This is a genomic window from Pseudomonas sp. PI1 (assembly GCF_000812405.1).
Taxonomy (GTDB): Bacteria; Pseudomonadota; Gammaproteobacteria; order Pseudomonadales; family Pseudomonadaceae; genus Pseudomonas; species Pseudomonas citronellolis.
In genome coordinates this window covers 1-22,648 of sequence record NZ_JWMC01000025.1, presented here as the reverse complement: position 1 = coordinate 22,648, position 22,648 = coordinate 1, and the positions used below count along the sequence as shown (strand labels likewise).

The window sequence follows — 22,648 nt, the reverse complement described above, 5'->3', positions numbered from 1 at the left end:
CAAGGCGCCCTCAGTGGGCGATGCACACCGACTTGATCTCGGTGTAGGCCTCGACCACCGCGCGGCCGAACTCGCGGCCCATGCCGGACTGCTTGACGCCGCCGAAGGGCATGCTCGGGTCCAGCAGCACGTGGGCGTTGACCCAGACGGTGCCGGACTCGATGCGCGGCACCAGGTTCATGGCGCGGGTCAGGTCGTTGGTCCACAGGCTGGCGCCCAGGCCGTACTCGCTGTCGTTGGCCATCTCGATGGCCTGGTCCTCTTCCTTGAAGGAAAGCACCGCCAGCACCGGGCCGAAGACTTCATTGTGGGCCACGGCCATGTCCTGGGTGACGTCGGCCAGCACGGTCGGGCGCACGAAGAAACCGTCGCAGTCCATCGGCTCGCCGCCGCAGACCACCCGGGCGCCTTCGCGGCGGGCGGTCTCAATGTGCTTGAGCACCGAGGCCTGCTGCTTGCGCGACACCAGCGGGGTGATCTGCGCAGTGTCGTCCATGCCCTGGCCGATGCTCATGCCGGCAACCACCGCGCCGAGCTTGTCGACGAACTCGGCGTAGCGCGACTCGTGCACGTAGAAGCGCGAGGCCGCGGCGCACACCTGGCCGCTGTTGAGCAGGCCACCCAGCAGCGCACCCTGCACGGCCTTGTCGATGTCGGCGTCGGCCAGGATGATCATCGGGTTCTTGCCGCCCAGTTCCAGGGCGAAGCGCGTCATGTTCTGCATGGCGGCGATGCCGACGCTGCGGCCCACCGCGGTGGAGCCGGTGAAGGACACCTTGCTGACCAGCTTGTGCGAAGCCAGGCCGCCGCCGATGCGCGCGCCATCGCCGGTGACCAGGTTGAACACCCCGGCCGGCACGCCCGCCTCGAAGGCCAGTTCGGCCAGGCGCAGGGCGGTCAGCGGGGTTTCCGAAGCGGGCTTGATGACCACGGTGTTGCCGGTGGCCAGGGCCGGCATCAGCTTCCACACGGCGATCATCAGCGGGAAGTTCCAGGGCACGATGCCGGCCACCACGCCCACCGGTTCGCGGCGGGTGAAGGCGGTGAACTTGGTGCCCGGCGGCAGCGGGATGGACACGTCCAGGGACTGGCCCTCGATCTTGGTCGCCCAGCCGGCCATGTAGCGCATGAATTCGACGGTGGCGCCGACGTCGAGCATGCGCGTCAGGTTGATCGACTTGCCCTGGCTGAGGGTTTCCAGCTGGGCCAGTTCCTCGGCGTGCTGCTCCACCAGGTCGGCGAAGCGCAGCAGGATGCGCTCGCGGTCGGCCGGGCGCAGGTCGGACCAGACGCGCGCCTTGAAGGCGGCGTGGGCGGACTTCACAGCGCGGTCGAGCATGTCGGTATCGATGTCGGCGATCTGCGCGATGGTTTCGCCGGTGGCCGGGTTGAGCACGTCGCTGGTGGGGCCGTCGTAGGCCACCCAGGCGCCGTCGATGAAGCAGCCGTGGCGGCGCTGAAGGAACTCGGCGACCTGCGGCAGGGTTGCGGTGATGCTCATGGTGACTCCTGTTCTTGCGGCCCGCGGGCCAGGCAGGGAACCGCTCGCCGGGAGCGGCCGGGAAAGGTCAGTGCTGCTGGCTCAGCCACAGGCTCAGGGCCTTGCGCTCGTCGGCGTCGGCCAGGCCCTGGTAGGGCATGTAGGTGCCCGGCACGGCGGCCTGGGGCTGGGTGACGAAGGCTTCGAGGCTCTCGCGGCTCCAGGCCGCGCCCTTGTCCTTCATCGCCTGGGAATAGCTGAAACCGGCCAGGGAACCGGCGTTGCGGCCGATCACCCCATGCAGGTTCGGCCCCATGATGTTGGCGCCGCCGGCATTGGCGGTGTGGCAAACGGAGCAGTCGCGCTCGAAAACGGCCTGGCCCTTGGCGGCCAGGTCATCGGCCAGGGCCAGCCCGGACTGGACAGCGGCCACGGCCAGCAGCAGGCCGCAGAGGCCGGTCTTGATTCGGGTTTTCACGGTGAAAAGCATGCAGGGGCACTCTCGATCGATTCTTGTCGGCCGGGCACAAGGCAGGTGCCGGTCGAGGACGATTGTCGCCAGGGGCGCGAGGGCGGGTGTTTTTCTGTGTGCCAGTCGTGTTGGTGGGGGTGCCAGAAGAGCCGCTGGAGGCTGGAAGCTGGAAGCTGGAAGCAAGAGCGGTAGGGGCAACCGCCGGCTGCGTCGAGGCGCTTTTCGTAGGATGGGTTGAGCTTGCGAAACCCATGCTGCCGGGGTGATGGGTATCGCTTCGCTCAACCCATCCTACGGGCTATGGCGTTATCCGCCGGCGCCGGCGGGAATCGGCGTTCTGGCCTGAAAGCTGAAAGCTGGAAGCTGGAAGCTGGAAGCTGGAAGCTGGAAGCAAGAGCGGTAGGGGCAACCGCCGGCTACGTCGAGGCGCTTTTCGTAGGATGGGTTGAGCTTGCGATACCCATGCTGCCGGGGTGATGGGTATCGCTTCGCTCAACCCATCCTACGGAGCTGGGAAGCTATGGTGCCGGGCCCAAGAGCCCCCTCTCCCTAACCCTCTCCCTGAAGGGAGAGGGGACCGTTGGGCAGGGTCGGATGTTCTGGAGTTAGCCGGTTAGCGCAGGGATTGCCATCTGGGGCCAGGCCCCCTCTCGACACAGACAGCCCCCTCTCCCGCTTGCGGGAGAGGGTTGGGGAGAGGGGCTCTTGGCGCTCTTGCTTCCAGCTTCCAGCTTCCAGCCTCCAGCGGCTCTTACATCAATGCACATACCGCTTCCGATACTCCCCCGGCGAAACCCCGAAGCGCGACTTGAACGCCGTGGAGAAGTAGCTGGAATCCGAGAACCCCCAGGCATACCCCAGCGCCGACAGCTTCTGCTCGCCCGCCGCGTTGCGCAGGGATTCGGCGCAGAAGTCCAGGCGGCGGTTCTTGATGTACTGCGCCACCACCAGGCCCTTCTTGGCGAACATGCGGTACAGGCCGCGCACCGACACGCCCACTTCGCGGGCGATCAGTTCCGGGCAGAGTTCCTCCGCGCCGATGTGCTCGTCGATGAAGGCCACCGCCTTGCGGAACAGCCTTTCATGGCTGTCGCCCTCGGCTTCCGCGCCGGCCAGCGCCGGGCGCAGCAGGCTGACCAGGGCGTCGAGGGTGGCCTCGCTTTCCTGCATGCCCAGGCCGTTCTGGCGGGTGGTTTCGAGGATCAGGGTGTTGGCCAGCACCGCCACCGGCGAGCTGGCCGGGATGCGCCGCGCGCAGTCGATGCCGGAGAAGCGCAGGCCGCGCTCCAGCACCTGGCGCGGGAGGATCAGCGACAGCTGCCGCGAGTCTTCCTCGTAGGTCATGTCGCAGGGGCGGTTGGCGTCCACCAGGGTGATGTCGCCACGGGCCAGTTGCACGCGGTTGCCGTCCTGCTCCAGGCGCGAGCGCCCTTCGAGCTGGAACACCGCGTAGAAGTGGCCGTTGCCGCTGGCGCTGACCTCCTTGCTGGTGCGGTACAGGTGCACCTGGGACATGTCGACCACGCTGAGCTTGATGGCACCGCCCTGGTACTCCCGCAGCTTCCCGTGGAAGGACGGCCCCAGGGTGCGCGCGTCGAAACGCCCGCACGCCTGGTTCACCTGGCACAACCACGCTTCGAAAGCCTCATCCCTGGAAATCGATGAAGGGTTCATGACCTAAAGCCTCATGCACGCATTGTTTTTATCAGCGGACGCTCAGGCAGGCGCCCGTCATGGTCCGGCCGTCCGGCCGGTGGTCCCGCAGCGCCGCCTCGGTCCGGCGCTTGTGAAGCATGTTTCGAGCCAGCCTGGCTCAGTTCAGTCCTCCGAAGCGCCGGTAGAAGCTCTCGCCGGCATCCGGCAAGGGGCCGTCGGCGGTCTCCAGGGCGCTGTTCAGCCACACCTCGGCCCTGGCGTACACCAGGCGGTAGAGGTTGCGGCACAGCTGCCGCGCCGCGCGCCCTTCCCAGTCGCCGGGGAGCAGTTCGTCCGGCAGTTGCGGGTCGCGCAGTAGCAATTTGCGATATTCGTGGATCAACAGGGTGCGCGCCAGGAAACAGTCCTGGGCATCCGGTTCGCCCTGCTCGCGCAGCGCCTGCCACAGTGGGCGGAACAGGCGGATGAATTCGCTGTAGTGCTGGCCCAGCTCGTCGATCTTCCAGCTCTCGCGCACCTGCAGGCGCATGGCCTTGGAGGCGAGCACCTCCTGGGCGTGGGTCTCGAAGACGATGCTGTCGTCCAGCGCGTCCAGGTCCAGCAGGGTCGCGGTGAGGTCGGCGCGGTCGCAGCGCGGGCAGGCCAGCACGCTCGGGGCGATGGCGCCGAAGCCCTGCCACTCCAGCTCCTCGCGCACCTGCTTGCGCTTGTCCGCCGCCAGCTGCGACAGCAGCACCAGCGTCCAGGCGCCGTCCCAGGCCGGCAGGCCAGGGCTGTACACGCGCTTGAAGGCCTTCTCGAAACGCCGCCGGCCGGTGCCGGTGAGGCTGTAGTAGCTGCGCCGGCCGACCTTCTCGGCGGTCAGCCAGCCTTCCTTGGTCAGGCGGAAGATCGAGGTGCGGATCAGCCGCTCGTTGATCCCCATGGGCTCCAGCAGGCCGATCAGGCTGCCCAGCCAGACGGTGCCGCCGTGGGGTTCGATGGCGTCGCCATAAAGGGTGATGATCAGCGAACTGGCGCGGATCGGCGTCTGTTCCTGGAAGCGGGCGATCAGTTGGTTCAGCGGGGCGAGACTGCTCATGGCTCGGTCGGGCGCGGATAAAGCGCCGACTATACCTGCCCGCCGGGTCGCCTGGCCATTGGGGCGAACCCCAATGAGGCTCATGCGCCCTGCCCCTTCGGGCGGAACCCGGAATCGCCCAGGCGCGGGCGGCCGGCCTCCACCGCGGCCAGCGGCTGGCATTCCACCAGGCTGGCCAGGCAGCGCTTGCTCAATTGCTGGTATTCGGCGGTGCCGCGCTGCTTCCAGGCGATTTCCTGCTCGCTCAGCTCGCGCTTGACCGTGGCCGGCGAGCCCATCACCAGGCTCTGCGGCGGGCATTCGAAGCCGGCCTTGACGAAGGCGGTGGCGGCGACGATGCAGCGCTCGCCGATGCGCGCCTTGTCCATCACCACCGCGTTCATCCCCACCAGGGCGTCGGCGCCGATGCGGCAGCCGTGCAGCACCGCGCCATGGCCGATGTGGCCGTTGCGCTCGACCACCGTGTCGCTGTCCGGGAAGCCGTGCATGACGCAGGTGTCCTGCAGGTTGGCGCCCTCCTCCAGGATGATCCGCCCGAAGTCGCCGCGCAGCGCCGCCAGCGGCCCCACGTAGCAGCCGGGGCCGACGATGACGTCGCCGATCAGCACCGCCGTGGGGTGGACATAGGCGGTCGGATCGACCACCGGGGTCAGACCTTCGAGGCTATAGCAGGGCATCTCAGGCCTCCTCTTCGGGCAGATCGAGGTGGCGCTGCACCCTGAACGGGCATCCAGCTTCGGCGAAGGGTTCCAGCGCGCAGGCGACGGACGGCATCGGGGTGGCTCCTTGGGCACGGCGGCGCCAGGGGCGCCGGCAAGGCGGGACGGGAAAGCGACCCGTCGTGATTCGTTGCTTGGAAAATCTTGTATCACAACAAATCCGATCGTCAATGCGCCCGATGCTGTATCGCTTTCCCGAGCGACCACCGGCACGCCTGCCAAGTCGCAAATCCTATAGCTCTCAGCCCTTGTCCAACGGGCTTCGCAGCCCCTTGCGGAAACCCGAACCTGGCAGCTCGCTCGACACACGAGACACATAAATCAATTTTGTTATTGCTGTTTTGTATCACTTAAGGCATATACTGGATGCCAGCCAGGGCCCGTCCGCACCCACAGAGGCGCGACGGGCCCGCAGAACAATTCCAATGAGCCGGCCTCAGGCCGTGCGTGCAGCCTGAGGAGCTTTACATGCCTCGTACCCTCGCCGCGCAGGCGCCCGAGGACGGCGTCCGCCTGATCACCCTGCAGCGTCCCGAGGCGCTCAACGCCCTGAACACCGAACTGCTGGGCGAACTGGCCGCGGAACTGGGCGCCGCCGAGCGCGACGCCGAGACCCGCGTGGTGGTCATCACCGGCAGCCGCAAGGCCTTCGCCGCCGGCGCCGACATCAAGGAGATGGCCGAGCGCGACCTGGTCGGCATCCTCGACGACCCGCGCGTGGCCCACTGGCAGCGCATCACCGCCTTCGCCAAGCCGCTGATCGCCGCGATCAACGGCTTCGCCCTGGGCGGCGGCTGCGAACTGGCGATGCACGCCGACATCCTCATCGCCGGCGAGGACGCCCGCTTCGGCCAGCCGGAAATCAACCTCGGCATCATCCCCGGCGCCGGCGGCACCCAGCGCCTGCTGCGCGCGGTGGGCAAGTCCCTGGCCATGCAAATGGTCCTCACCGGCGAGGCCATAGACGCCCGCCACGCCCTGCGCGCCGGCCTGGTCAGCGAAGTCACCCAACCCGAATTCACCGTCGAGCGCGCCCTGCAGGTCGCCCGCGTCATCGCGCGCAAGGCGCCGCTGGCCGTGCGCATGGCCAAGGAAGCGCTGCTCAAGGCCCAGGACACGGACCTTGCCAGCGGCCTGCGCTTCGAGCGCCACGCCTTCACCCTGCTGGCCGGCACCGCCGACCGCGAGGAAGGCATCCGCGCCTTCCAGGAAAAGCGTCCGGCGCGCTTCCTCGGCCGCTGAAGCCTCTTCCTTTCCATATACCGATTGATGGAGCGAGCCCGCCCATGACCTTCGAGCACATCCTGTTTTCCATCGAGGACGGCGTCGCCCTCCTCAGCCTGAACCGCCCGGAGCAGCTGAACAGCTTCAACGCCAGGATGCACGGCGAGGTGCGCGAAGCGCTCAAGCAGGTGCGCCAGAGCGAAGAGGCCCGCGTGCTGCTGCTGACCGGCGAAGGCCGCGGCTTCTGCGCAGGCCAGGACCTGTCCGACCGCAACGTCGCCCCGGGCGCCGAGATGCCCGACCTGGGCGAGTCCATCGAGAAGTTCTACAACCCGCTGATCCGCGCCCTGCGCGACCTGCCGCTGCCGGTCATCTGCGCGGTCAACGGCGTGGCCGCCGGCGCCGGGGCGAACATCCCGCTGGCCTGCGACCTGGTGCTGGCGGCGCGCTCGGCCAGCTTCATCCAGGCCTTCTGCAAGATCGGCCTGATCCCCGATTCCGGCGGCACCTGGACGCTGCCGCGGCTGGTCGGCCTGGCCCGCGCCAAGGCCCTGGCCCTGCTGGGCAATCGCCTGTCCGCCGAACAGGCCGAGCAATGGGGCCTGATCTACCAGGTGGTGGACGACGCCAACCTGCGCGAGGAAGCCCTCAAGCTGGCCCGCCACCTGGCCACCCAGCCGACCTACGGCCTGGCGCTGATCAAGCGCAGCCTCAACGCCAGCCTGAACAACAGCTTCGACGAGCAACTGGAGCTGGAGCGCGACCTGCAGCGCCTGGCCGGGCGCAGCGAGGACTACCGCGAAGGCGTCGGCGCCTTCATGGAAAAACGCACCCCCAGCTTCAAGGGCCGCTGACATGCACGCACTGGATATCAATGCCCAGGTCGCGGTGATCGGCGCCGGCGCCATGGGCGCCGGCATCGCCCAGGTGGCGGCCCAGGCCGGGCACCCGGTGAAGCTCTACGACAACCGCCCCGGCGCCGCCGCCCAGGCCATCGACGGCATCGACCGCCAGCTCGGCCGCCTGGTGGAAAAAGGCAAGCTCGACGCCGAGCAGCGCAGCGCCACAGTCGCGCGCCTGCAACCGGTGGAAACCATCGAGGCCCTGGCCGATGCGCGCCTGGTGATCGAGGCCATCGTCGAGAACCTGGAGGTCAAGCGCGGCCTGCTGAACCAGCTGGAAGCGCTGTGCGCGGCCGACTGCATCCTCGCCAGCAACACCTCCTCGCTTTCCATCACCAGCCTCGCCGCCGGCCTGCAGCACCCCGAGCGGGTGATCGGCATGCACTTCTTCAACCCGGCGCCGCTGATGGCCCTGGTGGAGATCGTCTCGGGCCTGGCGACCTGCCCGGAACTGGCCAAGGCCCTGCACGCCACCGCGAAGCACTGGGGCAAGCAGCCGGTGCATACCCGCTCCACCCCCGGCTTCATCGTCAACCGCGTGGCCCGCCCGTTCTACGCCGAAAGCCTGCGCCTGCTGCAGGAAGGCGCCGCCGACTGCGCCAGCCTCGACGCCCTGCTGCGCGACGCCGGCGGCTTCCGCATGGGCGCCTTCGAGCTGACCGACCTGATCGGCCACGACGTCAACTACGCGGTGACCTGCTCGGTGTTCGCCGCCTACTACGGCGACTTCCGCTTCCAGCCCTCGCTGATCCAGAAGGAGCTGGTGGACGCCGGCCGCCTGGGCCGCAAGAGCGGCCGCGGCTTCTACGACTACGCCGAAGGCGCCGAGCGCCCGCAGGCGGCGGAACTGGACAGCGCCGCCGAAGTGGCCAGTTGCGTGGTCGAAGGCGACCTGGGCGTGGCCCAGCCGCTGGTGCAGCGCCTGAAGGATGCCGGCGTGCAAGTGATCGAGCGCGCCGGCAGCGGCCTGCTGCGCGTCGGCGACGCGGTGCTGGCACTGTCCGACGGCCGCCTGGCCAGCCAGCGCGCCAAGGACGACGGCCTGCGCAACCTGGTGCTGTTCGACCTGGCGCTGGACTACGCCAAGGCCTCGCGCATCGCCATCGGCTGGTCCGCCGACACCAGCGCCGAAGCCCGCGACCAGGCCGTGGCCCTGCTGCGCCGTGCCGGCCTGAAGGTCACCGCCCTGGCCGACCTGCCCGGCCTGGCCGTGCTGCGCACCATGGCCATGCTCGCCAACGAAGCGGCAGACGCCGTGCTGCAAGGCGTAGGCTCGGCCGCCGACATCGACCTGGCCATGCGCGCCGGCGTCAACTACCCGCGCGGCCCGCTGGCCTGGGCCGAAGCCATCGGCGTCGGCTACGTGCTGCGCACTCTGGACAACCTGCAACGCAGCTACGGCGAGGAACGCTACCGCCCGTCCCTGCTGCTGCGCCGCAAGCACGCCGAAGGGAGCCGCCTGCATGACTGAACGCACCCCCGAACAACTGGCCCGCGCCTGCGCCGACGCCATGTTCAGCCGCGACCAGGCCACCCAGCGCCTGGGCATCGCCCTGCTCGACGCCGGCCCCGGCAGCGCGCAACTGCGCATGCCGGTGCGCGAAGACATGATCCAGGGCCACGGCACCTGCCACGGCGGCTTCCTCTTCGCCCTGGCCGACTCGGCCTTCGCCTTCGCCTGCAACAGCTATGACGAAGCCACCGTGGCCATCGGCTGCAGCATCGACTACGTGGCCCCGGCGCGCCTGGGCGACGAACTGACCGCCACGGCCAGCGAGCAGAGCCGCAGCGGCCGCACCGGCAACTACGACGTGCGCATCGAAAACCAGCACGGACAGCTGATCGCCCTGTTCCACGGCAAATCCTACAAAGTGCGCGGCACCGTGCTGGCGCAGGAGACCCCCGAATGACCAACGCCACCCTCAGCGATGCCCTGATCATCGACGCCGTGCGCACGCCCATCGGCCGCTACGCCGGCGCCCTTTCCAGCGTGCGCGCCGACGACCTCGCCGCCATCCCGCTCAAGGCCCTGATGCAGCGCCACCCGCAGCTGGACTGGAGCGCCATCGACGACGTCATCCTCGGCTGCGCCAACCAGGCCGGCGAGGACAACCGCAACGTCGCGCACATGGCCTCGCTGCTGGCCGGCCTGCCGCAGGAAGTGCCGGGCACCACCATCAACCGCCTGTGCGGCTCGGGCCTGGACGCCATCGGCAACGCCGCCCGCGCCCTGCGTTGCGGCGAGGCCGGGCTGATGCTCGCCGGCGGCGTCGAATCCATGTCCCGCGCGCCCTTCGTCATGGGCAAGTCCGAGCAGGCCTTCGGCCGCGCGGCGGAGATCTTCGACACCACCATCGGCTGGCGCTTCGTCAACAAGCTGATGAAGGCGCAGTTCGGCATCGACTCCATGCCGGAAACCGCGGAGAACGTCGCCGAACAGTTCGGCATCTCCCGGGCGGACCAGGACGCCTTCGCCCTGCGCAGCCAGCACAAGGCCGCCGCCGCCCAGGCCCGCGGCCGCCTGGCGCAAGAGATCGTCCCGGTGGAAATCCCCCAGCGCAAGGGCCCGGCCAAGGTGGTCGAGCATGACGAGCACCCACGCGGCGACACCACCCTGGAACAGCTGGCCAGGCTCGGCACGCCGTTCCGCGAGGGCGGCAGCGTCACCGCCGGCAACGCCTCGGGGGTCAACGACGGCGCCTGCGCGCTGCTGCTGGCCAGCCCGCAAGCGGCCCAACGCCACGGCCTGAAGGCCCGCGGCCGGGTGGTCGGCATGGCGGTGGCCGGCGTCGAGCCGCGGATCATGGGCATCGGCCCGGTGCCGGCGACGCGCAAGGTGCTGGAGCTGACCGGACTGAGCCTCAACGACATGGACGTGATCGAACTCAACGAAGCCTTCGCCGCCCAGGGCCTGGCCGTGCTGCGCGAACTGGGCCTGGCCGACGACGACGCGCGGGTCAACCCCAACGGCGGCGCCATCGCCCTGGGCCACCCGCTGGGCATGAGCGGCGCGCGCCTGGTCACCACCGCGCTGCACGAGTTGGAAGAGCGCGGCGGCCGCTACGCCCTGTGCACCATGTGCATCGGCGTCGGCCAGGGCATCGCCATGGTCATCGAGCGCCTGCCGCGGTAACTCTGGCAGGGACGCCAAAGACCTTGGCCAGAAGCGCAAAGACCGGATTCCGCGGGGGGCGTATCCTCCCCCATGACACTCGCAGCCCGTACGCGGGCTGGCGTACAAGAACAAATCGAGTGAACCCATGAATATGTACCATGATGCCGAACGTGCCCTGCTCGACCCGCTGGAGACCGCCAGCCTCGACGAACTGCGCCAGCACCAGCTGGACCGTCTGCGCTGGAGCCTGAAGCACGCCTACGACAACGTCCCGCTGTACCGCCAGCGCTTCGCCGAAGCCGGCGTGCACCCCGACGACCTGAAATCCCTCGACGACCTGGCGAAGTTCCCCTTCACCGGCAAGAACGACCTGCGCGACAACTACCCCTACGGCATGTTCGCCGTGCCGCAGAGCGAGATCGTGCGCCTGCACGCCTCCAGCGGCACCACCGGCAAGCCCACCGTGGTCGGCTACACGCAGAACGACATCGACACCTGGGCCAACGTGGTGGCGCGCTCGATCCGCGCCGCCGGCGGGCGCAAGGGCGACAAGGTCCACGTGTCCTACGGCTATGGCCTGTTCACCGGCGGCCTGGGCGCCCACTACGGCGCCGAGCGCCTGGGTTGCACGGTGATCCCGATGTCCGGCGGCCAGACCGAGAAGCAGGTCCAGCTGATCCGCGACTTCCAGCCGGACATCATCATGGTCACCCCGTCCTACATGCTCAACCTGGCCGACGAGATCGAGCGCCAGGGCATCGACCCGCACAGCCTCAAGCTGCGCCTGGGCATCTTCGGCGCCGAGCCGTGGACCGCCGAGCTGCGCCGCGCCGTGGAAGAGCGCCTGGGCATCACCGCCCTGGACATCTACGGGCTGTCCGAGATCATGGGCCCGGGCGTGGCCATGGAATGCGCCGAGACCAAGGACGGCCCGACCGTCTGGGAAGACCACTTCTACCCGGAGATCATCGACCCGGCCACCGGCGCGGTGCTGCCCGACGGCGAATACGGCGAGCTGGTGTTCACCTCGCTGTCCAAGGAAGCGCTGCCGATGATCCGCTACCGCACCCGCGACCTGACCCGCCTGCTGCCGGGCACCGCGCGGCCGATGCGGCGCATCGACAAGATCACCGGGCGCAGCGACGACATGCTGATCATCCGCGGGGTGAACGTGTTCCCCACGCAGATCGAGGAGCAGGTGCTGAAAGTGAAACAGCTGGCCGAAGTCTACGAAATCCACCTGTATCGCAACGGCAACATGGACAGCATGGACGTGCACGTCGAGCTCAAGCACGAACTGCAGCACCTGGACGCCGAGCAGCAGAAGCAGGTGGCCAACGAGCTGAGCAAGCAGGTCAAGACGCACATCGGCATCAGCGCGCGCATCCTGATCCAGCCCTTCCACAGCCTCAAGCGCTCGGAAGGCAAGGCCTGCCACGTGTTCGACAAGCGCAACCTGGGCTGATCGCCCCGCGCCACGAAAACCCCGCCGAGGCGGGGTTTTTCGTTTGCACGCGGTGCCCTGCCGGCGATTGCGCCGTGATGCTTTTCGTAGGATGGGTTGAGCTTGCGATACCCATCGGGCCATGGCGATGGGTATCGCTTCGCTCAACCCATCCTACGGGGCTAGGCGTCCCCCTCGCTCCTACGAAAAGCCCTCTCCCGGCAACATCCCGACACGAACTTCGCCCGCACCAGCCTCCCCGCCCCACGCCCGCTGAGCGACAATCAATTCCGATACGCAATTACAAACAAACAATATACTTACGTATCAAACAAATCGCCTCGACAACCTCACAACAACAGAGAGCGCGCCATGACCCTGCCCCTGGAACGCCTCCGGGAACACCCGGACTTCCTTCTTCTCGTCCGCCGCAAGCAACGCCTCACCTGGTCCCTCACTGCCACCCTGCTGCTGGCCTACTACGGCTTCGTGCTGCTGGTGGCCTTCGCCCCCGGCCTGCTGGGCCGCCCGCTCGCCGGCGGGGTGACCAGCGTCGGCATGCTCGCCGGCGTCGGCCTGATCCTGCTCTCGGTGCTGCTCACCGGCCTCTACGTGCACCAGACCAACAAGGTGCTGGACCCGCTGAACGACCGGCTCAAGCAGGAGGCCCAGGCATGAAGGCCCTGTTCCTGCTCGCCGGCCTGGCGCTGTCCGAGCCGGCCCTGGCCGCCGGCGCCGAACGCCCGCTGAACTGGCACGCCATCGGCCTGTTCCTGGCCTTCGTCCTGTCCACCCTGGCCATCACCCGCTGGGCCGCCCTGCGCACCCGCTCGGCGGCGGACTTCTACACCGCCGGCGGCGGCCTCACCGGCATGCAGAACGGCCTGGCGATCGCCGGCGACATGATCTCCGCGGCGTCCTTCCTGGGCATCTCGGCGATGATGTTCGCCAGCGGCTACGACGGCCTGCTCTACGCCCTGGGCGTGCTCGCCGGCTGGCCGATCATCCTGTTCCTGATCGCCGAGCGCCTGCGCAACCTGGGCAAGTACACCTTCGCCGACGTGGTCTCCTACCGCCTGGAGCAGGCGCCGATCCGCATCACCGCGGCCTTCGGCACGCTGATCGTGGCGCTGCTGTACCTGGTGGCGCAGATGGTCGGCGCCGGCAAGCTGATCGAACTGCTGTTCGGCCTGAGCTACCTGCAGGCGGTGCTGGTGGTGGGCGCGCTGATGGTCTGCTACGTGACCTTCGGCGGCATGCTGGCCACCACCTGGGTGCAGATCATCAAGGCCGTGCTGCTGCTCTCGGGCACCAGCTTCATGGCCTTCATGGTGCTGCGCCACTTCGGCTTCAGCAGCGAGGCGATGTTCGCCGCGGCCAGCGAAGTGCACGCCAAGGGCGTGGCGATCATGGCGCCGGGCGGCCTGTTGGCGAACCCGGTGGACGCCATCTCCCTGGCCCTGGGCATGATGTTCGGCACCGCCGGCCTGCCGCACATCCTGATGCGCTTCTTCACCGTCAGCGACGCCCGCGAGGCGCGCAAGAGCGTGTTCTACGCCACCGGCTTCATCGGCTACTTCTACCTGCTGCTGATCGCCGTAGGCTTCGGCGCCATCGTCATGGTCGGCGACGACCCGGCCTTCCGCACCGCCGAGGGCGCGCTGATCGGCGGCGGCAACATGGTCGCCGTGCACCTGGCCCAGGCCGTGGGCGGCAACCTGTTCCTCGGCTTCATCTGCGCAGTGACCTTCGCCACCATCCTCGCGGTGGTAGCGGGCCTGGCGCTGTCGGCGGCCTCGGCGGTGTCCCACGACCTCTACGCCTGCGTGCTGCGCAAGGGCCAGGCCAGCGAGGCCGAGGAAATGCGCGTGTCGCGCCTGGCCACCCTGGGCATCGGCGTGCTGGCGGTGATCCTCGGCGTGCTCTTCGAGTCGCAGAACATCGCCTTCCTCTCCGGCCTGGTGCTGGCCATCGCCGCCTCGGTGAACTTCCCGGTGCTGTTCCTCTCGATGTTCTGGCGCGGCCTGACCACCCGCGGCGCGGTGGCCGGCAGCCTGGCCGGCCTGCTGACTGCCATCGCCCTGCTGGTGCTCGGCCCGCCGGTGTGGGTGGCGGTGCTGGGCAACGCCGAAGCGGTGTTCCCCTACAGCAACCCGGCGCTGTTCTCCATGAGCGCGGCCTTCCTGGCGGCCTGGGGGTTCTCGGTGAGCGACCGCTCGGCAAGGGCGGAGGCGGAGCGTGGGCGGTACCTGGGGCAGTTCATCCGGTCGATGACGGGGATTGGGGCTGCTGTGGCCAGTCGGCATTGAGAGGTAAGGCTTGGCTTCATCGTCAAGCGGACCTCCGCTCCCTCTCCCCAGCCCTCTCCCTGAAGGGAGAGGGAGCCGTCCGGCGTGGACGAGAAGTCAAGCGTCAGCCGGGAACCGCAGGAGTACTCGGATGCTTCAGCAGGCAGAGGACAGTCCCCTCTCCCTTCAGGGAGAGGGTTAGGGAGAGGGCGCTCTCAAACCCAGCCCCCCCGACCGCCCATCACCTTCCGCCACACCCCTGTCGATCCTCCCCCACCCTGAACGACTAGCAATCGACCCCACGGGAGACCCACCTCCCCCCCTCAAACAGCAAAGGGAGCCCCACCATGAACTACATCGACGGCTTCATCGTCCCCGTCCCCACCGCCAACCGCGAGGCCTACACCGAGCTGGCCCGCAAGGCGGCGGTAGTCTTCAAGGAGTACGGCGCGCTCAGCGTGGTCGAGTGCTGGGGCGACGACGTCCCCGAAGGCAAGGCGACCTCCTTCCCCATGGCCGTGAAACGCAAGGACGACGAGGCCGTGGTGTTCTCCTGGATCACCTGGCCGTCCCGCGAGGTACGCGACGCCGGAATGAAGAAGGTCATGGAAGACCCACGCCTGAAGGACAACTTCCAGTCCATGCCCTTCGACGGCCAGCGCATGATCTTCGGCGGCTTCCAGGTGATCGTCGACGCCTGAACCGATACCGGCGCCCGCCCCGGCGGGCGCCATCGGAGACACACACTCCAACCTGAACCGAACTTTACGTATCGCTTCAACCCCTCCATTCGTCACTCCGGTATCACGCCGGAGGCGCGATCATCCGCCTGATCCAGGCCCTCCTCCATCATCACGTTCACCGCCAGATAGCCGCAAATACCAGCAACCAGTCACTACAAGCCTTCCACTGGCGCCCAACGCTCCCCCCCGCCTACCCCCAAAGCGATACAAAAAACACATACGACACACTATTTAGTGTTAGACATTGCTTTCTGTATCATTTAAAAATAACGCCATGGCCAAGGCCTCCCCCACAACAGAACAAAGGCTGGAGACACAGCATGTACGCACAACTGGTCGAGACTGGCGTCAAACGCGTCAAGTCGCTCGAGGACATGTCCCCCGAGGAGCGTGCCTTCCAGGAGAAGATCGACGCCGAGATCAAGATCGAGGCGAAGAACTGGATGCCCGACGCCTACCGCCAGACCCTGATCCGGCAGATCTCCCAGCACGCCCACTCGGAAATCGTCGGCATGCTGCCGGAGGGCAACTGGGTCACCCGCGCGCCGACGCTCAAGCGCAAGCTGCAACTGATGGCGAAGATCCAGGACGAAGCCGGCCACGGCCTGTACCTGTACAGCGCCATGGAAACCCTCGGCGCCGACCGCGACGAGGAAGTCGCCAAGCTGCACTCCGGCCGCGCCAAGTACTCCAGCATCTTCAACTACCCGACGCTGAACTGGGCCGACATGGGCGCGGTGGGCTGGCTGGTGGACGGCGCCGCCATCGTCAACCAGGTGGTGCTGCAGCGCACCTCCTACGGCCCCTATTCGCGCGCGATGATCCGCATCTGCAAGGAAGAGAGCTTCCACCAGCGCCAGGGCTACGAAATCCTCCTGACCATGATGCGCCACGGCACCCAGGCGCAGAAGGACATGGTCCAGGACGCCATCGACCGCCTCTGGTGGCCGGCGCTGATGATGTTCGGCCCCAGCGACGAGCACTCGCCTAACAGCGCCCAGTCCATGGCCTGGAAGATCAAGCGGCAAAGCAACGACGAGCTGCGCCAGCGCTTCATCGACCAGACCGTGCCGCAGCTGGAACTGCTCGGCTGCACCGCCCCCGACCCGCACCTGAAGTGGAACGAGGAACGCGGCCACTACGACTTCGGCGAAATCCAGTGGGAAGAATTCTACGAAGTGCTCAAGGGCAACGGCCCGTGCAACGCCGAGCGCATCGCCACCCGCCGCAACGCCATCGAGAGCGGCGCCTGGGTCCGCGAGGCCGCGGTCGCCCATGCCCGTAAAAAACAACAACGCAAATGCGACGCCGCCTGAGCCGCGAGGAGATAACCGCCATGAGTGAATGGACCCTTTTCGAAGTCTTCGTGCGCAGCAAGCACGGCCTGAACCACAAGCATGTCGGCAGCGTTCACGCCGCCGACGCCGCGATGGCCATCGAGAACGCCCGCGAGCTGTACACCCGCCGCAACGAAGGCGTGAGCCTCTGGGTGGTGCCCTCGGCGCTGATCACCGCCTCCTCGCCCGACGAGAAGGACCCGCTGTTCGACCCGGCGCAGGACAAGGTCTACCGCCACGCCAGCTTCTACGAGCTGCCGCCCGAAGTCGGCCACATGTGAGATCGCGTGCATGAACCCGCATAACGACAAGATCGAATACCTGCTGCGCCTCGCCGACAGCGCCCTGATCCAGGGCCAGCGCCTGTGCGAATGGTGCGGCCGCGCCCCGGCCCTGGAAGAAGAGCTGGCGCTGATGAACGTCGGCCTCGACCTGGTCGGCCAGGCGCGCAACTGGTACGAGTACGCCGCCGAGCTGCTGGACGACGGCCGCGACGCCGACCAGCTGGCCTTCCGCCGCGACGAGCGCGCCTTCCGCAACCTGCTGCTGGTCGAGCAGCCCAACGGCGACTTCGCCGTGACCATGGCCAAGCAGTTCCTCTACGACGCCTGGCACTTCCACGTGCTGCGCCAGTTGAGCGACTCCAGCGACGCGCGCATCGCCGCCATCGCCGCCAAGGGCCTGAAGGAAGTCACCTACCACCTGCGCCGCTCCGGCGAGTGGATCGAGCGCCTGGGCGACGGCACCGAGGAAAGCCACGCGCGCATGCTCGCGGCCATCCCGCAGGTGTGGCGCTTCACTGTCGAGCTGACCAACGCCGATGACATCGAGCAGCGCCTGTTCGCCGAAGGCGTGGCGCCCAACCCGGAAGAACTGGCCGCCGCCTGGCGCGCCAAGGTCGCCGACATCTTCGCCAGCGCCACCCTGCCGCTGCCCGAGCCCGCCGTGCACTTCTACCTCAGCGGCCGCCGCGGCCTGCACAGCGAGCACCTGGGCATCCTCCTGGCCGAGATGCAGTTCCTCCAGCGGGCCTACCCCGATGCGACCTGGTGAGCTGATCGCCAGCGACCGCGGCGCGCGCCCGGGCTCCGCCGACGACCTCAGCCGCGCCTGGCACGTGCTGGGCCAGGTGATGGACCCGGAGGTGCCGGTGGTCAGCGTGGTCGACCTGGGCATCGTCCGCGGCCTGGACTGGCACGGCGGGCACCTGCACGTGGTGGTCACCCCCACCTACTCCGGCTGCCCGGCCACCGAGGTCATCGAGCAGGACATCCAGCAGGCCCTGGAACACGCCGGCTTCGCCGCGCCGCAACTGGAGCGCCGCCTGGACCCGGCCTGGACCACCGACTGGATCAGCGACGCCGGCCGCCAGGCGCTGCGCGAATACGGCATCGCCCCGCCGGCCGGCAGCACCAGCAAGCGCAGCCTGCTCGGCGAGACCCCGGAAGTGCGCTGCCCGCAGTGCGGCAGCCTGCACACCGAGCAGCTCAGCCAGTTCGGCTCCACGGCCTGCAAGGCGCTGTACCGCTGCCTCGATTGCCGCGAACCGTTCGACTATTTCAAGTGCATCTAGGGAGGACGAAGACAAACTGCTGCGCTCGGCCATGCGTCGTTGGAAACGCCTTCGGAATGCTCATTCACACACGTGAACTGCGCTTCCAAAGCCGCTTCCGCCTAGCCTGACCGTCGCTCGCGACGTTTGTATTCGCCCTCCATGCGGCAAAGCCGCCGGAGAAGAACAATGAGCAAATTCCACAGCCTGAAGATCCGCGAAGTGCGCCCGGAGACCCGCGACGCCGTGTCCATCGCCTTCGACGTCCCCCAGGACCTGCAGGACAGCTTCCGCTTCGAGCAGGGCCAGCACCTGGTGGTGCGCGCCCAGCTGGACGGCGAGGAAGTGCGCCGCTCCTACTCCATCTGCAGCGGCGTCAACGACGGCGAGCTGCGCGTGGCCATCAAGCGCGTGCCCGGCGGGCGCTTCTCGGCCTACGCCAACGAGGCGCTGAAGGCCGGCGCCAGCCTGGAAGTGATGCCGCCGGCCGGCCACTTCAACGTGCAACTGGATGCGGCGCGCCACGGCAACTACCTGGCGGTGGCCGCCGGCAGCGGCATCACGCCTATCCTGTCGATCGTCAAGACCACCCTGGAAGCCGAGCCGCACAGCCGCGTCACCGTGCTCTATGGCAACCGCTCCAGCAACGCCGCGATGTTCCGCGAGCAGTTGGAAGACCTGAAGAACCGCTACCTGCAGCGCCTCAACCTGATCTTCGTGTTCAGCCGCGAGCAGCAGGACGTGGACCTGTACAACGGCCGCATCGACGCCGACAAGTGCGGCCAGTTGTTCAGCCGCTGGCTGGACGTGAAGCACCTCGACGCCGCCTTCATCTGCGGCCCGCAGGCGATGACCGAGACCGTGCGCGACCAGCTCAGGGCCAACGGCATGACGGCCGAGCGCATCCACTTCGAGCTGTTCGCCGCCGCCGGCAGCGAGAGCAGGCGCGAAGCCCGCCAGGCCGCCGCCGCGAGCGACAGCGGCAAGAGCCAGGTCACGGTGATCAGCGACGGCCGCGAACTGTCCTTCGAACTGGCGCGCAACAGCGTCAGCGTGCTCGACGCCGGCAACGCCCAGGGCGCCGAACTGCCCTACTCCTGCAAGGCCGGCGTGTGCTCGACCTGCAAGTGCAAGGTGATCGAAGGCGAGGTGGAAATGGACAGCAACTTCGCCCTGGAAGACTACGAAGTGGCGGCCGGCTACGTGCTCAGCTGCCAGGCCTTCCCGCTGAGCGACAAGGTGGTCCTCGACTTCGACCAGCTCTGACTGCTCTTCGTAGGCCACGATGATGGGTATCGCTTCGCTCAACCCATCCTACGCGGTCTCCATGTAGGAGCGCGCCCTGCGCGCGAATCGCGGGCAGGGCCCGCTCCTACAAAGAGCCAGGTTTCACCGCCCCGGGCCCAAAAGGCCCCTGGCGTCCCTGACCCGGCGGCCTTTCCCCGCCACCGTTCCAACGCGCCGCCGCAGCCCACCCGGCTACGGCGGTCACCGGCCGCGGCCGGAACCCTTGCGTACCTTTTGGAGGATAGAGTGATGGCCCAAGAGCCCACCCTGCAGAGTTTCATCGGCGGCCGCTGGATCGGCCAGCACGGCGCCCAGGCGCTGCGTAGCGCACTGAACGGCCAGCTCGTGGCACGCACCCACGAAGAGGCCCCGGACTTCGCCGAAGCCGTGGCCCACGCCCGCCAGAGCGGCCTGACCGCGCTCCTGGCCATGGACTTCCAGCAGCGCGCCCAGCGCCTCAAGGCCCTGGCCCTGTACCTGACCGAGCGCAAGGAACAGCTCTACGAGATTTCCCGCCACACCGGCGCCACCCGCGCCGACAGCTGGATCGACATCGAGGGCGGCGCCGGCACCCTGTTCGCCTACGCCGGCGTCGGCGGCCGCGAGCTGCCTTCGGGCAACGTGGTCCACGAAGGCCCGGCGATCCCCCTGGGCAAGACCGGCAAGTTCGCCGGCAGCCACATCCTGGTGCCGCGCGGCGGCATCGCCGTGCACATCAACGCCTTCAACTTCCCGATCTGGGGCATGCTGGAAAAGTTCGCGCCCAGCTTCCTGGCCGGCATGCCCTGCATCGTCAAGCCGGCCACCGCCACCAGCTACGTGACCGAAGCGGCCGTGCGCCTGATGCACGAATCCGGCCTGTTGCCGGCCGGCAGCCTGCAACTGATCATCGGCGGCACCGGCGACCTGCTCGACCGCCTGCAGGGCCAGGACATCGTCACCTTCACCGGCTCCGCCGACACCGCGGCCAAGCTGCGGGTGAACCCCAACCTGATCCGCAACTCGGTGCCCTTCAACGCCGAGGCCGACTCGCTGAACTGCGCCATCCTGGCCCCGGACGTCACCCCGGACGACGAAGAATTCGACCTCTTCGTCAAGGAAGTGGCCCGCGAGATGACCGCCAAGGCCGGGCAGAAATGCACCGCCATCCGCCGCGCCATCGTCCCCGCCAGACATGTCGACGCCGTAGCCGAGCGCCTGCGCGAGCGCCTGGCCAAAGTCGTGGTCGGCGACCCGTCGGTGGAAGGCGTGAAGATGGGCGCCCTCGCCTCCCACGCCCAGCAGGCCGACGTGGCCGAGCGCGTGGAAGCGCTGCTGAAATCCAGCGAGCTGGTCTTCGGCGCGAAGGACGGCTTCGCCCCTCGCGGCGAAGGTGTCAGCGAAGGCGCGTTCTTCGCCCCGACCCTGCTGCGCAGCCGCGACCCGCACGCCGAAGGCGGCGCCCACGACATCGAGGCCTTCGGCCCGGTCAGCACCCTGATGGCCTACGACGAGCTCGACGAAGCCATTGCCCTGGCCGCGCGCGGCAAGGGCAGCCTGGTGGCCAGCCTGATCACCCGCGATCCGCAGGTCGCGGCCAAGGTGGTCCCGGTGATGGGCGCCCTGCACGGCCGCCTGCACATCCTCGACCGCGAGTCGGCGGCCGAATCCACCGGCCACGGCTCGCCGCTGCCGGTGCTCAAGCACGGCGGCCCGGGCCGCGCCGGCGGCGGCGAAGAGCTGGGCGGCGTGCGCGCGGTCAAGCACTACCTGCAGCGCACCGCGGTACAGGGCTCGCCGACCATGCTGATGGCGGTCACCGGCGAATACGTGCGCGGCGCCAAGGTCTACGAGACCGACGTGCACCCGTTCCGCCGCTACTTCGACGAGCTGAAGATCGGCGAATCGCTGCTGACCCACCGGCGCACCGTCACTGAGGCCGACCTGGTCAACTTCGGCTGCCTGTCGGGCGACCACTTCTACATGCACTTCGACGAGCTGGCGGCCAAGGACTCGCAGTTCGGCAAGCGCATCGCCCACGGCTACTTCGTGCTCTCGGCGGCCGCCGGCCTGTTCGTCTCCCCCGGCGTCGGCCCGGTGCTGGCCAACTACGGCCTGGACACCCTGCGCTTCATCAACCCGGTGGGCATCGGCGACACCATCCAGGCCCGCCTGACCTGCAAGCGCAAGATCGACCAGGGCAAGAAGAGCCCCAAGGGCGAACCGCAAGGCGTGGTCGCCTGGGACGTGGAAGTCACCAACCAGCTCGGCGAGCTGGTGGCCAGCTACGACATTCTGACGTTGGTGCTCAAGCGCGGCTGATTTTCGCCAACTCCGGTGTCACCCTCGACCGGCCCCAGGGCCGGTCTTTTTTCGCGTTCGTGCAGAGCCCCCTCACCCCAGCCCTCTCCCGGGGGGAGAGGGAGCCGTCCGGAGTAAATGGGGAGTTCAGGGTCATCCCGATCGGATGTTTCAGCGTAGGGCGGATAGAGTCCGCTTGTGGTGGTCAGTTCCAGGAAGCACGGCTTTTCGTAGGATGGCGTTGAGCGGAGCGATACCCATCACCCCGGCAGCATGGGTCGCCAAGGCTCAACCCATCCAACGAAAAGCCAAACGCCAAAACTACGGCCGCCGCGGCGCCTGCCGCTCAGCTACCGCCCGCTGGGTCCTCAGGGTATCCAACGGCGCATCGACGACAAAGCTATCCGCCAACCAGGACGGCACACTCCCGCCAGGCTCCGCACGCATCTGGTAAGTCACCCGCGTCCGCCCATCCCCCAACGGCGTCAGGCTCCAGATACCGCTCAACTCCCGCACGCGAATCTGCCCCGGCACCACCGGCAGGTAGTCCGGCAACGCACGAATGTCGCGCAGCAGGCCACCGTCGGCAGTGCGCCGGGTAGTCACCAGCAACACCATGTCGCGCGGCTGTACCGGCCAGGGCAGCTGGGTGCTCATGTACAGCCACACGTCGTCGCCGCTGGCCTTCAGCAGGCGCAGCTCGGCGCAGGCGTACAGCCATTTGCAGGCCACCCGCAGGTTTTCCTGCAGGTCGGCCAGAGTGCCCACGTCGGCGCGCATGTCGGCCACGCCGCGGTAGCTCTGGTAGCGCGAGCCGGGCACCGCGGTCAGGTAGACGCGGATGCCGTCCTCGTCACGGGCCAGGCGCCAGTGTTCCCCGGGCGCCGCCTGCAACGACGCAGCGCTGGCGGCCAGCAGCAACCCCGCCAGCCAGGCCGTCACGCCCCACCCCCGCCTCCCAGGTGCTGCAGCACTGCTGTCCGGCACGCCTCATGCTATTAACAGCTGCCCCTGACGCAGGTTGATCTCGCGCATTCGCTCTTGCCGTCGTCGGTAACGTTCAGCCTC

General features: G+C 68.1%; 21 protein-coding genes. 15 read left to right on the top strand and 6 right to left on the bottom strand.

Features of this window, described 5'->3' with window-relative positions:
- Window positions 1-10: 10 nt before the first annotated feature.
- The 5 genes from RN02_RS10245 to paaY all read right to left on the bottom strand — a co-directional run bounded on the left by RN02_RS10245 (window position 11) and on the right by paaY (window position 5,366).
- Window positions 11-1,501 (bottom strand): aldehyde dehydrogenase family protein, encoded by a 1,491-nt coding sequence (locus RN02_RS10245; RefSeq protein WP_043314353.1) that lies wholly within the window; start codon window positions 1,499-1,501, stop codon window positions 11-13.
- 67 nt (window positions 1,502-1,568) lie between these two features.
- Window positions 1,569-1,970, bottom strand: a complete 402-nt coding sequence (locus RN02_RS10240) for a c-type cytochrome (RefSeq protein ID WP_052267689.1) — start codon at window positions 1,968-1,970, stop codon at window positions 1,569-1,571.
- 738 nt (window positions 1,971-2,708) lie between these two features.
- Window positions 2,709-3,626, bottom strand: coding sequence for a transcriptional regulator FeaR (gene feaR, locus RN02_RS10235; RefSeq protein ID WP_043314352.1), 918 nt, complete (start codon window positions 3,624-3,626; stop codon window positions 2,709-2,711).
- 139 nt (window positions 3,627-3,765) lie between these two features.
- A complete protein-coding gene (paaX, locus tag RN02_RS10230; RefSeq protein ID WP_024128733.1) occupies window positions 3,766-4,689 on the bottom strand; it encodes a phenylacetic acid degradation operon negative regulatory protein PaaX in 924 nt (307 codons plus the stop codon).
- Window positions 4,690-4,769: 80 nt separating this feature from the next.
- Window positions 4,770-5,366 (bottom strand): phenylacetic acid degradation protein PaaY, encoded by a 597-nt coding sequence (gene paaY / locus RN02_RS10225; protein WP_043314350.1) that lies wholly within the window; start codon window positions 5,364-5,366, stop codon window positions 4,770-4,772.
- Window positions 5,367-5,876: 510 nt separating this feature from the next.
- On the opposite strand from paaY, the gene paaF reads away from it, so the two are divergent.
- The 15 genes from paaF (at window position 5,877) to paaZ (ending at window position 21,601) form a co-directional block, all read left to right on the top strand.
- On the top strand, window positions 5,877-6,650 hold the full coding sequence (gene paaF, locus RN02_RS10220; RefSeq protein ID WP_043314349.1) for a 2,3-dehydroadipyl-CoA hydratase PaaF: 774 nt from the start codon (window positions 5,877-5,879) through the stop codon (window positions 6,648-6,650).
- Between the two features lie 44 nt (window positions 6,651-6,694).
- A complete protein-coding gene (paaG, locus tag RN02_RS10215; protein WP_043314348.1) occupies window positions 6,695-7,486 on the top strand; it encodes a 2-(1,2-epoxy-1,2-dihydrophenyl)acetyl-CoA isomerase PaaG in 792 nt (263 codons plus the stop codon).
- A gap of 1 nt (window position 7,487) precedes the next feature.
- Entirely contained in the window at window positions 7,488-9,005 is a 1,518-nt protein-coding gene (gene paaH / locus RN02_RS10210) for a 3-hydroxyacyl-CoA dehydrogenase PaaH (RefSeq protein ID WP_043314347.1), read from the top strand.
- Window positions 8,998-9,444, top strand: a complete 447-nt coding sequence (gene paaI / locus RN02_RS10205; protein WP_043314346.1) for a hydroxyphenylacetyl-CoA thioesterase PaaI — start codon at window positions 8,998-9,000, stop codon at window positions 9,442-9,444. Before paaH ends, paaI begins: the two co-directional genes overlap by 8 nt.
- Complete coding sequence (gene pcaF, locus RN02_RS10200) at window positions 9,441-10,667, top strand: 3-oxoadipyl-CoA thiolase (RefSeq protein ID WP_043314345.1); 1,227 nt, start codon at window positions 9,441-9,443, stop codon at window positions 10,665-10,667. The genes paaI and pcaF overlap by 4 nt, the downstream gene beginning before the upstream one ends.
- A gap of 127 nt (window positions 10,668-10,794) precedes the next feature.
- Window positions 10,795-12,114: a phenylacetate--CoA ligase PaaK gene (gene paaK / locus RN02_RS10195; RefSeq protein WP_043314343.1), complete on the top strand. Its 1,320-nt coding sequence runs from the start codon at window positions 10,795-10,797 to the stop codon at window positions 12,112-12,114.
- Window positions 12,115-12,465: 351 nt separating this feature from the next.
- Window positions 12,466-12,771, top strand: a complete 306-nt coding sequence (locus RN02_RS10190) for a DUF485 domain-containing protein (protein ID WP_043271749.1) — start codon at window positions 12,466-12,468, stop codon at window positions 12,769-12,771.
- A complete protein-coding gene (locus tag RN02_RS10185) occupies window positions 12,768-14,402 on the top strand; it encodes a cation acetate symporter (protein WP_043314341.1) in 1,635 nt (544 codons plus the stop codon). Before RN02_RS10190 ends, RN02_RS10185 begins: the two co-directional genes overlap by 4 nt.
- 326 nt (window positions 14,403-14,728) lie before the next feature.
- Complete coding sequence (locus RN02_RS10180) at window positions 14,729-15,082, top strand: DUF1428 domain-containing protein (RefSeq protein ID WP_043314339.1); 354 nt, start codon at window positions 14,729-14,731, stop codon at window positions 15,080-15,082.
- A 362-nt stretch (window positions 15,083-15,444) separates the two neighbouring features.
- Window positions 15,445-16,440, top strand: coding sequence for a 1,2-phenylacetyl-CoA epoxidase subunit PaaA (paaA, locus tag RN02_RS10175; RefSeq protein ID WP_043314336.1), 996 nt, complete (start codon window positions 15,445-15,447; stop codon window positions 16,438-16,440).
- Between the two features lie 20 nt (window positions 16,441-16,460).
- The gene (gene paaB, locus RN02_RS10170; protein WP_024764426.1) at window positions 16,461-16,742 is read left to right on the top strand and encodes a 1,2-phenylacetyl-CoA epoxidase subunit PaaB; all 282 of its coding nucleotides are present in this window, start codon (window positions 16,461-16,463) and stop codon (window positions 16,740-16,742) included.
- A 10-nt stretch (window positions 16,743-16,752) separates the two neighbouring features.
- Window positions 16,753-17,514 carry a 1,2-phenylacetyl-CoA epoxidase subunit PaaC gene (paaC, locus tag RN02_RS10165; protein ID WP_043314332.1) on the top strand — a complete coding sequence of 254 codons (762 nt, stop codon included), beginning with the start codon at window positions 16,753-16,755 and terminating at the stop codon, window positions 17,512-17,514.
- Window positions 17,501-18,034: a 1,2-phenylacetyl-CoA epoxidase subunit PaaD gene (paaD, locus tag RN02_RS10160; protein WP_043314331.1), complete on the top strand. Its 534-nt coding sequence runs from the start codon at window positions 17,501-17,503 to the stop codon at window positions 18,032-18,034. The genes paaC and paaD overlap by 14 nt, the downstream gene beginning before the upstream one ends.
- A 168-nt stretch (window positions 18,035-18,202) precedes the next feature.
- Window positions 18,203-19,279, top strand: a complete 1,077-nt coding sequence (gene paaE, locus RN02_RS10155) for a 1,2-phenylacetyl-CoA epoxidase subunit PaaE (RefSeq protein WP_043314330.1) — start codon at window positions 18,203-18,205, stop codon at window positions 19,277-19,279.
- A gap of 270 nt (window positions 19,280-19,549) precedes the next feature.
- Complete coding sequence (gene paaZ, locus RN02_RS10150) at window positions 19,550-21,601, top strand: phenylacetic acid degradation bifunctional protein PaaZ (RefSeq protein ID WP_043314328.1); 2,052 nt, start codon at window positions 19,550-19,552, stop codon at window positions 21,599-21,601.
- A gap of 300 nt (window positions 21,602-21,901) precedes the next feature.
- Here the strand turns inward: paaZ and RN02_RS10145 are convergent, their stop codons facing one another.
- Window positions 21,902-22,522, bottom strand: coding sequence for an START domain-containing protein (locus RN02_RS10145; protein ID WP_082033753.1), 621 nt, complete (start codon window positions 22,520-22,522; stop codon window positions 21,902-21,904).
- Window positions 22,523-22,648 lie beyond the last annotated feature (126 nt).